The sequence below is a fragment of the Aquimarina callyspongiae genome (assembly GCF_034322225.1).
Lineage (GTDB): Bacteria > Bacteroidota > Bacteroidia > Flavobacteriales > Flavobacteriaceae > Aquimarina.
Map to the genome: position 1 here is coordinate 1,043,595 of NZ_JAXLPA010000002.1, position 13,028 is coordinate 1,056,622.

A 13,028-nucleotide genomic window follows, 5' to 3' on the forward strand; every position below is an offset into this window, starting at 1 on the left:
AAAACTTTAATTAACCTATTGACTGATTTAAATCGAGGACTCGATCGTTTTAATAAGATCACCTACATTATTCATATTCATTAAATCCATCAATTTAAATTTAATATCAAATGATTTTTCTATATCTGAAATAATCATCATATGTGTGATAGACTCCCATCCATCAACATCATTAGCTGTTGTTTCATCTGTGAGTTGAAAATTATTGTGTTCCAGAACTGAAACAAAAGATTCTTTTACTTTACTTAAGATTTCTTCTTTAGTCATATTGGTTATATGTTAGTCAATAATTAACTCTTTACGAGTTTAAATCAAAATATGTTTTTAATTGTTTTCTATCTATTTTACCATTTCCGTTTAAAGGAAACTCGTTAATAAATCGTATGTGAGTAGGAATCATATAATCTGGTAATTTATTTTTCATATGCGTTATCATAGTATTCGTATCAAACTCTTCTGATTCTAGTACCAGACCTATTTCTGTATTTCCAAGATTATTAACGATATCAATTGCTTGAACATTTATTTTATCCAATTTTTCTTTGGCATAAAACTCTATTTCAGAGAGTTCTACTCTATATCCTCTTATTTTTACTTGAAAATCTTTTCTTCCTATAAAAATTAAATAATCGTTTTCATCTTTTACGCATAAATCTCCGGTTTTATAAAATCGTGTTTGTTTTCCGTTGATTTCCAGGTAAAAAAAGGAAGTTTTATTTTTCTTTTCATTATTCCAATATCCAGATGTTAATTGTTCACCAGCCAAACAAAGTTCTCCTTCTTCATCAACGCCTAAGACATTTTCTTCTTGATCAATAATTACAGCCTCTACTCCTTGTAATACTTTTCCCAATGACACTACACCATTTCTTGTTCTTGGCGTGTCGTTTTCTGCAAAAGAATAGTATGTAGTTGTAACCGTAAACTCTGTAGGTCCGTAAGAATTATAGACTTGAGCATTAGGAACACAGTTTCTCCACTCATTAGCTATATCAATATGTAATGGAGCTGCTCCAAAACAACAATAACGAACTGATGTCGCGTTAATCTCTTCAAAATAAGGCCTTAAATAATGTATAACAGATGGTACCATAATAAGGTATGTAAGCTCTGCTTCTACAATAAGTTTGTATATGTAAAAATACTTGATTTGATTCTTAGGTATAGTGTATACACAAGCTCCATATAATAAAGGTGTTAGAAAAGTTACCAATGAAAAATCAAAGGTTAATTCAAACATATGTAAACAGCGGTCATCAGGGTATATCTTATGATTTTCATCTGCCTCCATGGCCCCCATTAATGTACCTAGGTTTTTAAAAGTAATAGGAACACCTTTTGGAAGTCCTGTAGATCCAGATGTAAAAAGAATATAGGCTAAATTATCTTCAGAAAAATTAGATGGTTCGAGATTAATTTCTGTTTCTGGCGATTCTAAAGTATCAACAACTTTGAAATCTGTGGTATACAATGAAGATTTTGCAGAGTCCAAAATTGCAAAACTATTCGTTTCTTTTAACACAAAAGAATTTCGCTCATAAGGAGCATCCGGGTTTATCGGCACGTATGATTTACCTTCTAACCATAATGCAAAAATAGAAGCATAGGTTTGAATATCATCATTAGCGATCAATCCAACATTTTTTTGATCTTTAGAAATTTCCTTTTGTATTAATAATCGTATTCCAGAAATAGCATTTTTTAAATCCCCGTACGTATATTTTACAGTATTAATACAAAACGCATCTCTATTTTGATGTTGATCAAAACTTTTTGCTATTTGGTTTATTATATTCATTTTATCTATTACTATTTATGCAAAATGCCCGTCCTGATCATATACGGTAACTTGTTTAAAATCAAAATCTATATCATTATGTGCTAATGCATTTAATTTTCTTTTATCGGTATAGATTGATGTATATTGTTTGACTATTTTTTTACCTAAAGTTTCATTTTCTGTATGGATAGTATTAGCTCCGCTACGATTAAAGTTTTCTATCAAAGCGGCAATACATATATCATAATGCCCATCAGACGCAATGAAATATTTTATATCAAATTCATTACCTCTTACAATTGCCGAAATAAAACCAATGATCTTATTATCTAACAACACCTTAAAACTAGTACTATATATTCTATAGGAAGCTCCTGCTATTAGACATTTAAATGGATATCTATTTTCTATTGGTGTTTGAGTATATTGATCGTTACGTATTTGCCAACTTATATATGTTGCATCTTTAATGATGCAATCATTTTTACAGGCTTCTTCTATAAATTGCCAAGTAGGTTCATCAATCTTAGTGATATACTCATACACTAAGTTTTTTGTGAATTTTTTTAATTTTAGATTATTGAAGATCTGCACTATTTTTTTTGACCAAACGTCCAACGTTTTAATTGGATATCTAAAGAATCTAAATAGCTTTATTTTACTTACTAATAAATCTGCATCTACGCTAAAAAGTATAAAGTATCTGATACGTTCTGAGAAATTGGTATATGGTTGTTTTGTATAAAACTCTTCAACCTCTTTACCTAAAAATTTTATCAAAACCTGGTTATCTACAGCTGTTACAGCTTCATTCATAACAAATGTTGCTAAGACCGAGTTTTTATATCGATCGGCTACCCACCAGCGTCTACACCAATAAACTTTTTTATTGCCTTGAGAAGTTTTAATCCAATCAGGTACCTGATAAACAAATGCAACCATTTCATCTCCTTCGTACCCTATAACTGCACATACATCGCTTTTATCCATTCTTGGATTATCCAGTAACCACTGCGCTTTACTTTTTGTAAATGGTATAAAGGAAGCTTTTTTACTCCAAAAAGTATTATTTTTTAATGCTTCTTCTAAATCTGATTTTGTGACCTGAATGGTTCTAAAATCCTTACTCATCCCAATTTATTTCTTAAAATGTAACTTTTCTATTTCTTTAATAGTTTCTACTATGAGTTTTTTACCTTTTTTGGCAAACTTTGGGTACAAAGTATCAAAGGTATCGTTGTCTTTTACCTTAATTGGTGATTGACAAAGAATCGTTCCTTCATCCAGTTTGTCATCAATAATATGAGTTGTGATACCTGTGATCTTAACTCCATACTCTAATGCATCCTGAATAGCTGTTTTAGTACCTAAAAAACTGGGGAAAAGCGAAGGGTGAATGTTAATTATTCTGTCAGGGAAAGCAGTTAACATTTCATCCTTTATAATGTACTTAAAATTGAGCATAAAGATATAATCAATATTCCTTTTTTCAATTTCTGAAATCAATTTTTTTTGATAGGTGAATAGATTCGAAAAATCCTTCTTGAAAATCTGAATAGTTTCAATTCCTATTTCTTCTGCCAACTCTGCAGCTCCACAAGGTTCTTGTTCATATATCACAAGAGAAATATTGCTTTTATGAAGTTTACCCTTATTAAAAGCTTCAATAGTATCGTGAGCATTACGCCCCCAACCTGTGACAAGTATTGCCCAATTAATTTTTTCTTCTGTACTCATCTAAATCTTGTATTACAGAGTTAGGATCCACTGCTATATCCTTTGAGGTTATAACATTTTTTATCGTTCTTATAATTATCTTTATATCCAATAATAATGAAACATTCTGTACATAACTCACATCTGCAGCTAATCTATCATTCCAATTCAATAGGTTTCTACCAGAAACTTGAGCCAATCCAGTGATTCCAGGTCTTAAAGAATGACGTATTTTTTCTTCAGGAGTATAATATGGTAAATAGCGGATTAATAAAGGGCGTGGTCCAATAAAACTCATATCTCCTTTAACAACATTTATCAATTGAGGTATTTCATCTAATGAAGTCTTTCTAACAAATTTACCTATGGATGTTAAACGATCTTTATCCGGTAGCAAATTTCCTTCTTTATCGACCTTATCATTCATGGTTTTGAATTTTAAGATACTAAAAATCTTTTCGTTTTTACCTGGTCGTTTTTGAACAAAGAAAGGATTACCGTTATTGGCTATACTTAAAACGATAATGATAATAAAAAAAACTGGAGAAATAATTACAAGAAGAATGAGTGCTAAAACAACATCTAAGCTTTTTTTAAGGAAATGAGTATACACTTTATTGCAATTTTACTTCTCTAATTATCTATGCTTAATTGAAGTCAACAAAGGTATATACCTTTTATTAAAAAGCGAAACAAATGTACCCAGATTATCCCCCAATTAACTAAGTCAAACGCTAACCATTTCGTTAACGATCACTCTTCTTTTACCAGATGCAAGTAACGGAATTTCATCAACATATTCTACAGTAATCTGTGCATCTTCGCCCAAATACTCTTTAAACTCGTTGACTAACTCATTTTCTCTAGAAAACCCGTTTTCTACATTAATTTTTAAGAGATATTTTTTAATTTCTTTTTGAACAAGTTGGCATTGTTTGAGTAATGGATACTTAATTACAATAAGCATTAGGTTATTATATATAATCTCTCCTTTTGTATTGGTAATAAGGTCTACTTTTCGTCCTTCTACTCTAGTTAACACTGCTTTACCATCGATAATATCTTTTGTTCCTATATCACCGGTGTCATAACGAATTATTGGCATACAGTAATTAAAAAGATCTGTAATAACTATACGACCTGGAGTTCCATCGTTAACTGGTGTATCCGAGTTCATATCTAAAATCTCTACATAATAACTTGCTTGATTAATAATAAAGTATGAAGTTTCGTTATCTATCAATTGCTGAGCAATAATTCCGTTTTCTACATTAGAATATCTCGAAACTACAGTAACTCCAAAATATTTACGTAAACCTGCAATAGTATAGTCATTTAAACTCTCTGATATAGCTATAGCTGATTTTACTTTATTGCGTATTGGAGCATGATTATTACGCTCCATAAACTTACACATCTCCTCAAAAGCAGAAGCATATCCTAACCAACTAATTGAAGATGAGTTTTTCTGTACCTGATTAAAAACTTCTTTCTTTTTATCATCCTTATTAAGACTAAAAACATCTATAGGTTGGATATTCTGTAGCCATTTCATGATAACTCCCTTTTCTTCGAAAGCTTTCCAAAATCTAAAATACAGTAGTTTGTATCCTATTTTAAAACCTGCCAGTTCTGAAAAGTAAATATTATCTGCAGTATTTCTAAGTTTTTTCAATTGATCCTGATACACCATGAAAGGAGTACCAGTAGAACCACTAGTTGTAACCTCAAATTTTGGTTTATCAAGGAATTTCTCTGATCTAAAATCCTCAAAATTCTCTCTTATAAGGTTTTTATGAATAACAGGAAAATCTTCTATTGAAGAATTAGCTTTTACTGAAGCATAAAACGGAGTTGAACTTTGTGCATGTTGTAAAATATTTTGCAAGTTGTTTTTTATTATACTTTTAATCTCAGGATCATCCTGATTTTCTGCAATATATTTTATTTCATTATAATGCTTTTTCTTTCTTTTGCCAGTAATTTTGTCTATCGACCAAAATACTTTATTTCTCAAAAACTCAGATATCTTCATGGGGTTTCTAATTCTGAAAATTGATAATTCTTTTATCTAATCTAATATGCTTCTTCTATAATCTCTTTAAATATAGGGTGTTTCAAATAACCTCCGTACGCCATATCAGAGGTAACAAACGAGTTATTATCATTTCCTTCTATAACAACAGGTCCGTTTTCGCTTATGGCAATATCCCAACCTATTATTCGATCTGGGATAAATGTAACAGCCTTTTTTACTAATTCTAATGATTCTTGATAAAAAGGAATTTCAAAATTATCAAAAACCGTATTGGTATCTGGATGTTCTGTCAATTGTTCCCCTCCGTACTTCATTTGTAAAAGACTTTTTCCTTTTAACTTTCCTTTTTCAACATCAACAGGAACAAAAAAACCTCCTTGAGAAGTATTATCTACTACACTACCTCCTCTACCAAATCTCATAAATGCTGCCAAAATATGAACCTCATTCTCTACATCAACATAAGTATCAAATCTAATTGTGTTTAAACTATGTGCATACATAGAATTTATATGTGGATGCTGTATCACGCGCTCCTGATGAATAAAATCACTTTTAAGAATCATATCACCATATCGATCCATATCTTCTTTTAGTGTTTGTTTTGTAATAAGGTAACAACCGTTTCCGCACATCTCATCAATCTCTTTTACAAAAAGATTTTCTCTCTTCGTTTCCTTAAAAACGGTTTCAAAAAAAGCTACTAAATCTAATTTGTTATACACCGAAAACACTTTAGTTTTGAAAAAAAAGCGATTTTCTAAATTATGGCTAACCAATGAAGGCACAGGAAGACTATTGTGCTCCATATAATAGGCAAATGCTAATTTGTTCCTTAAAAGAGATGTGTACTGAAAATGATGTAGATTTTTAGATAGCGTAACCTTATCAATTTCTTTGCTACTCAAATAGTCCTTATAGTTAGTTATATCTTCACGATACAAGAATTTACCAAAATAAAAATTGGGAAATTCTTTTTTCACTATCCAAAAGATAATCGCTTCTTTTAAAATCTGAAGAAACTTTTTTTTATTTTTATCTTTAAGGACTACATTGATTCTTTTTTGTAATAAAAAGAGTTTTCGTTTCATTTGGGGGAAATGGGGATTGCGGCATAGGTTAATTCATCAATTCATTGTATTCATCTAAGAGTGCATTCCATACATGTTGTCTTTCATACAACTCTTTAATGCTAGATCTGGATTTCTTTGACAAATTACGTAATAAATTTTTATCTTCTATTATTTTTCTCATACTATTATACAGAGCATCAGTATTTTTAACAGGAATAATCAAACCATTTTCTCCCTCAGAAATAATCTCATTACATCCATTAATATCGGTTACAATGCATGGTAATCCTAAAGCTCCAGCTTGCATAACCACATTAGGAAATCCTTCACGATAACTTGGAAAAGCCAACACATCAGATATCACAAAGTATGGTCGCACATCTTTCTGCCAACCCACCGAAATAATACTCTTATTAGTATTAATCTCATTTTCAGAAGCAGGTAATAATGGGTCTAACTCTTTTTCGTAAGTCCCTACTAACAATAATTTTGCTTGAGAATATTCTTTATTAAGTTTGATAAATGCTTCTATCAGCTCATTTAACCCTTTATCCTTTACTAAGCGACCTACAAAAACAAATACGATATCAGAGGGTTTAATATTTAATTCATTAAGCAAAGCCTGCTTATCCTCTTCAGAATAATGCGAAGGATCAAAGTGAGAAGTATCTATACCATTAGAGCTTCCATTTGCTATTACCTTTAATTTATCTGTTTTAGTATATTTATTCTCAATGATTATATCTTTTAAACCATATGAATTAGGATAGATCATAGTAGCACAAGAATAAGTGAGTTTTTCTACAGCGTCCAATAGTTTTCTTTTTCCTCCTGTTGCAACCAATAAAGGTAATCCAGCAATAGTATGTAACCTATGAGGTACGCCGGCTAGTTTTGCAGCAATCATGGATAAAGTACCTGCTTTAGGAGTATGACTATGAACAATATCAGGTTTTTCTTTCTTAAAAATTTTATATAATTGATATACTGCTTTTATATCCTTAAATGGTGTAATCTTGCGTGTCATCTCTACCGGAATCACTCTAATCCCCTCTTGGTCAGAAACATAATCTAACACATCACCTCCTTTACTAGATACACCAACAATATCATAATATTGAGACATAAACTTCAATTGCCCTTTTAACAACCCTCCTAATGAAACAGGAACTGTGGTAATTCTAATAATTTTGTGCATTTTTCTATGAATACTTGGTATACCTTTATTAATTTAGTTTGCAAATATAGAGATATCGACTAGCTGTTTAACGACTTATTCTATCTTTTCTTATAGCATAACATAGATTTAATTTTTTAGAAAAAAATAATTTATAAATTTAACTTTTGTTAAATCTAAGAACGCGAAATGGATAGATTTTACGGCTATTCCGTAATAATTTAAAGCTTATTATGTTAAATAAAATATTTAAGATAATTTTAACACTATTTTATCGACATAATGCACAATAGTCTCGACGAAAATACGTTTCTTAAAATTATAAAACCAAAAAAGTTTCATTACTATTTAATTAAATAACCCCCGATGAAAACCTTAATTTATTACCTCTTAATTACTTTTGCTATATGTTCTATTTCATGTAGTAATGAAAGTATAGAAGAAATTATTTCTGATGAAATTACTGACCCTGATCCAGATACAACGGATCCTGACAATGATGATCCGGATGGAAATGCAACGGATACTCCGTGTGATTTTGATTTATCTGATGTTACTGCCAATAGTACTATAACAATTGATTGTGTATTAGATCTTGAAGGTAGAACTGTTGATCTTCCAACCAATGTAAATTTTGATTACGATGGTGGAAGAATTATCAATGGTACACTTAACTTCTCTGGAGGTTATATTGATGGTGATCTACTAAACTCTAAATTAACAGTTTCTGGAGATGCTCGTTTAAAAGATCCTACTTTTAACTTTGTAGCTTCTCGTTGGGATATTGTTCAAGGAGAAACCACTTCTAGTGTGGCACAGGAAAACAATGATTTCTTAGAAAACTTGTTCTTAATAATCAAAAATTTAGAAGGAACAACATTTAAAATAGATGAGCTTGATGCTTATTTTGAAGTTGGAAAAGTAACCAGTACTACAACAAATCAAAATTTTTACCCTTCTGAAGAAGGAATTAACGTTCCGTCAGATTTCAACTTAGTAATGACGGATAACACACATTTACGTGTTTTTCCTAATGATAATCCCAGGTATGCTTTATTAGCCATTAGAGATGCTGCTAATGTTACTATTACAGGTGGTAACCTACACGGTGATAGAGACAATCATATTTTTACCAATGGAGGAACTCATGAAAAAGGTCACCTTATGCATCTTCACGCTGCAGTAAATGTTACCATTACCGGATTAAAGATGTTTCATGCTAATGGTGATGGTATGAAAATAGACAGTCTTAATTTTACTTTTCAAAGTAATTATAAACCTTCTAATAATATTGTAGTTACCGGATGTACATTTGATGGTAACAGAAGAAATAACTTATCCATTACAGATGGTTTTGATATTTTAATCGAAAACAACACCTTTCTTAATGCAGGAATTGATACTGGGTCTTCTACAGGAACGCCTCCCAAATTTGCAATTGATATTGAAGCTCATAGAGAAAGAGCTGATAATGGTGAGATTGTATATTATGAGAGAGCTAGAGATATTACGTTAAGAAATAATACTGAACGTGCTAGTGTTGCTGGTGGGTTTGCTGTATATATTGGAGAAGATGTAATCGTAGAAGATAATGATATTGAAACAAGTATCTCTTGGAGTTATACAACTGGAACCAAAATTAGAAACAATACCTTAACTGCTAATCCTAACAGGGTAGGTAGATCTGGTATCGTTGGTGGTAGATCTGATAATACCGCTACTACTTTTGGTAATGAAATATACGGAAACACAATCCGAGGATATGAATCCGGAATTACAGTTTTTAGTAGAGAAAATAAAGTATACAACAATACAATTGAGAACTGTGAACAAGGGATTTTCCTAAGGTCACTTATAGATTCTCAAATCTATGGAAACAAGATTACTAGTAATGTTGCTAGTAGTAAAGGTATATTTGCACACGTAACCTCTCTAGATAATGTTGAGATTTATGACAATGAAACCAATGTTACGGCTGATCCATATAAATTTGTAAGAGTTAATACCGCTGCTGAAGCTAATAATTTCCAGTTTACGGTTAGAAATAACAATTTTGACTCTTCGGGAAGAGCCAATATAGAAGAAACTGTTGGATTAAACTTTAATGAGAACATTGTAAATGTAAGCACATCTATCTATGATTCGGTTAATATTAGTCTATCAGGAAATACTATTGACTCTGGAAGCTCTAATGGTATTCATTTAAGAGATGTTAATCAAGATATTACTATAACCAATAATTCGATTCAGGTAACAGGTAATGCTGAGTGTATTAAGATTGAATCTACTACCAACTCAAGTGAAGTTTCTGAATCTAATAATAGTTGTGAAGCTAGATAATAAAAAAATTATAACATTATAATAAAAGAGGCTGATCAGTTTGATCAGCCTCTTTTATTTATTTTATAGGAATATTTTAAAAATTCTAGAAAACGGAATATCTATTAATGGTAATACTAGAAAAACTAAAAGATAGAATCTAGAATAATTCGTTACTTTATTATCTTCTATAGATTGCATAAAACCTAATGCGGTAAGAATAATGGCAAACCCTGCAACAGTTGCAATTGGATAGGTCGTTAGTATAAATGCTACTAAAAACCAATTTCTATATTTTGACAATTTAAATCGTTCTGGTAAACAAAATGATATCGCAATCATTCCTTCTATAAATATGGTCCAATAGGAAAGTATCATCCCCAGAAAAGATACTTTATCATTTATATTCAATGTAAAAAAACCATTAGGGTTCCCAGAGTTGATTAAATTCCTCAAATTTGATTCATTTAATATTAATTGTTGTTTATCTATATCTCCTACTATAGAGGTAACTCCAAAAAATCTTGGATCTGTAGTGTTGGTAAAATCAAAGAATCTTCCATCCAGAAACTCAGGTGCCAGAAATTTTCCTGCTGTAGCAAACAAAAAACATAATCCAATAATGAATCTGGATTGTAATCCTAATGATGATAATACTTGAGCCTTTTCATTCATAAACAAAACTGCTGTTACTGCAATAATTGCATAAGCAAACATATGTTTATGGTTTGGAACGTATCCTACTAAATCCAATACTAGATAAAATAAAGCACTTATTACAGATAATAATAACCAATAGTATTTGTTATGTGCGATACTCTTAAACAATATACCAGGCACTAAGAATACAGGCATAAAAATAGATAAGTACGCATTGTCATTCATAAACAATAACAACAATATCAGCATCAGGCGTAAGAATAAATGCAAAAGTTGTTCTGGGTTCTGTAATCCAAGGCTTTGGTCAATCAGATTTATATATGAGTTTATTTTTGTTTTCATGTTACTTGCTTTGAACATCATTAATCTGATTTAAATTAATTTTTTTAGAAGACTCATCATATTGTATACGATATACTTCAACAGATTTGATTGCACCCTTATCAATGCTTATACAGGTACCATCTTTCCTTAGAACAACTGAATCTGAAATACTATCATAACACCAGGAATATGTTTTGATTTTTCCTAAAATACTCTTCAATCTTTTATCATTGGGTAAAATACGTGCTTTTACATCTTCATCTTCAAGTTCAGGGACATTACGAAGGTTTACAAAATATACATTACCATTATGTTCGACATTAAATCCTGATACTCTATATAGCATTTTATCTACTTTTCCGAACATTCTCATGCCTCCTCCCATCCAACTGTCCATTCCGTCAGTTTCTACCAAAACGACATTTCTCACAAAAAAGAATATCATAACGGCTGGTACTAAGTATTTAAGTATTGTTATTTTTTTCACAAGTTTAATTTTTAAATGATCGTCTAATATTGTTAGTTTTATAAAAATTGGTTTCTTTCTTCTAGGCTTGGTAATCTACAGGTTTCTTTTTTGCCATAGAACCGGTATCGATTTTTTGCAATAAAATCATATACTACATTTCTTAAAAATGCTGGAATAATAAGAGCTATTCCGGATGCAAATTTTGGAAATCCTGATAGTTCTTTATATATTTTTAAAATAGCAGTTGATCGCTTGTACAACTTGCCTTTATCATAATAATATATAGTAGATAATCCTTTTTCTAAATCTATCTCAAAAGGCTTAAGAATTGTTTGTGCTTCTTCTGATTGAAGAGAACAATAAAAAATCTTTTTTTCTTTATCTCTTTTGATCACATAATCAATGAAACTATTACAGAGATTGCAAACACCGTCAAAAAATATTATTTTCTTTTCTTCCATTGTATGATTGGGTTAACCTGTGATTTTGAGTAACTTTTTGATTGGTTGAGAGAATCTAAACAGGTAACTATTATTTATCATTATTTTTCTAAAAAGGTTTTTCTTTTTATTAGCTATTTCATGCGTTATAAACAATAATCCATTCTTTCTCAAGGTTCTTCTATAATTAGTAATTTCTCTAAAAGAATAGTTATTTTTAAACAATAGATAAAAAGCATTTACATTAACCATGGTTAACCTTTCTGTAAAGAATTTGATGATCTCTTTATTTTCATCATCTCTATGAGTCTCAAAAAAGTCTCGTATACTGGTTAATATGGTTATATAATCTCTGGCATATTTATCTTTTTTAGATCGATCACTATTTCTGGTAATAGAATTAAAAGTTTGTAAAAACTCTGCTCCTATTATCTCTGTGGCCATTACTCGCTGAGCATAAAAGAAAGATCGAGTATTAAACTCAAAATCCTCTCCATAAATTTGTTCTAGAAAAGCCAGATTATGACGCTCCCAGAACAACCTTGAATATAATTTATTACAGGCAGAACCTGAGTATTTTATAGTATTATAATACGTAACTCCAGTATACAATTTGCCTTCACTATTTGTGGCAACCGTACTCGTTATTTCTCCATCTTCATTTACCAGGTTTGCTCCAAACTCAAGGATATCCAAATTGTTATCTGATGCCAGCTTAAGCAACTTATCTAATGAATTCTGAACCAACCAATCATCTGCATCAAGAAATACAATATACTCTCCTGTTGCATTGCTTACACCTGTATTTCTAGCCCCTCCTAATCCTTTATTTTTTTGAGAAACTACTTTAATACACGAATGTTCCTCTGCTAATTGGTTAGCAATCTCCAGACTATTATCTGGCGATTCATCATTAACCATTATTATCTCTATCTCTTCGTGCCCTACGTTTTGTTGCAATACAGAATCTACACATTTTTGTAAATACTGAGCTACGTTATACATAGGTACGATAACACTTATTTTTTTCAT

At 30.7% G+C, this 13,028-nt stretch carries 13 protein-coding genes; 1 reads left to right on the top strand and 12 read right to left on the bottom strand.

Going from position 1 to position 13,028, the window contains the following annotated elements:
- Positions 1-27 precede the first annotated feature (27 nt).
- From U0D62_RS11725 to U0D62_RS11760, 8 genes are all read right to left on the bottom strand, one after another.
- Complete coding sequence (locus tag U0D62_RS11725; protein WP_322287477.1) at positions 28-267, bottom strand: acyl carrier protein; 240 nt, start codon at positions 265-267, stop codon at positions 28-30.
- 31 nt (positions 268-298) lie between these two features.
- On the bottom strand, positions 299-1,798 hold the full coding sequence (locus U0D62_RS11730) for an AMP-binding protein (RefSeq protein WP_322287478.1): 1,500 nt from the start codon (positions 1,796-1,798) through the stop codon (positions 299-301).
- Positions 1,799-1,813: 15 nt separating this feature from the next.
- A complete protein-coding gene (locus U0D62_RS11735; RefSeq protein WP_322287479.1) occupies positions 1,814-2,911 on the bottom strand; it encodes a hypothetical protein in 1,098 nt (365 codons plus the stop codon).
- 6 nt (positions 2,912-2,917) lie between these two features.
- A complete protein-coding gene (locus U0D62_RS11740) occupies positions 2,918-3,517 on the bottom strand; it encodes a formyltransferase family protein (RefSeq protein WP_322287480.1) in 600 nt (199 codons plus the stop codon).
- On the bottom strand, positions 3,495-4,109 hold the full coding sequence (locus U0D62_RS11745) for a sugar transferase (protein ID WP_322287481.1): 615 nt from the start codon (positions 4,107-4,109) through the stop codon (positions 3,495-3,497). The genes U0D62_RS11740 and U0D62_RS11745 overlap by 23 nt, the downstream gene beginning before the upstream one ends.
- 114 nt (positions 4,110-4,223) lie before the next feature.
- Entirely contained in the window at positions 4,224-5,531 is a 1,308-nt protein-coding gene (locus U0D62_RS11750) for a phenylacetate--CoA ligase family protein (RefSeq protein ID WP_322287482.1), read from the bottom strand.
- A 41-nt stretch (positions 5,532-5,572) separates the two neighbouring features.
- Entirely contained in the window at positions 5,573-6,625 is a 1,053-nt protein-coding gene (locus tag U0D62_RS11755; RefSeq protein ID WP_322287483.1) for a sugar-transfer associated ATP-grasp domain-containing protein, read from the bottom strand.
- Positions 6,626-6,653: 28 nt separating this feature from the next.
- Complete coding sequence (locus U0D62_RS11760; RefSeq protein ID WP_322287484.1) at positions 6,654-7,805, bottom strand: glycosyltransferase family 4 protein; 1,152 nt, start codon at positions 7,803-7,805, stop codon at positions 6,654-6,656.
- A gap of 345 nt (positions 7,806-8,150) precedes the next feature.
- On the opposite strand from U0D62_RS11760, the gene U0D62_RS11765 reads away from it, so the two are divergent.
- On the top strand, positions 8,151-10,124 hold the full coding sequence (locus U0D62_RS11765; protein ID WP_322287485.1) for a right-handed parallel beta-helix repeat-containing protein: 1,974 nt from the start codon (positions 8,151-8,153) through the stop codon (positions 10,122-10,124).
- Between the two features lie 63 nt (positions 10,125-10,187).
- Here the strand turns inward: U0D62_RS11765 and U0D62_RS11770 are convergent, their stop codons facing one another.
- From U0D62_RS11770 to U0D62_RS11785, 4 genes are read right to left on the bottom strand one after another with little or no spacing between them, the layout of a single operon-like run.
- A complete protein-coding gene (locus tag U0D62_RS11770; RefSeq protein ID WP_322287486.1) occupies positions 10,188-11,105 on the bottom strand; it encodes a hypothetical protein in 918 nt (305 codons plus the stop codon).
- Position 11,106: 1 nt separating this feature from the next.
- Positions 11,107-11,574 carry a hypothetical protein gene (locus U0D62_RS11775; RefSeq protein ID WP_322287487.1) on the bottom strand — a complete coding sequence of 156 codons (468 nt, stop codon included), beginning with the start codon at positions 11,572-11,574 and terminating at the stop codon, positions 11,107-11,109.
- 38 nt (positions 11,575-11,612) lie between these two features.
- A complete protein-coding gene (locus U0D62_RS11780) occupies positions 11,613-12,017 on the bottom strand; it encodes a thiol-disulfide oxidoreductase DCC family protein (RefSeq protein WP_322287488.1) in 405 nt (134 codons plus the stop codon).
- Between the two features lie 12 nt (positions 12,018-12,029).
- Positions 12,030-13,028: a glycosyltransferase family 2 protein gene (locus U0D62_RS11785; RefSeq protein WP_322287489.1), complete on the bottom strand. Its 999-nt coding sequence runs from the start codon at positions 13,026-13,028 to the stop codon at positions 12,030-12,032.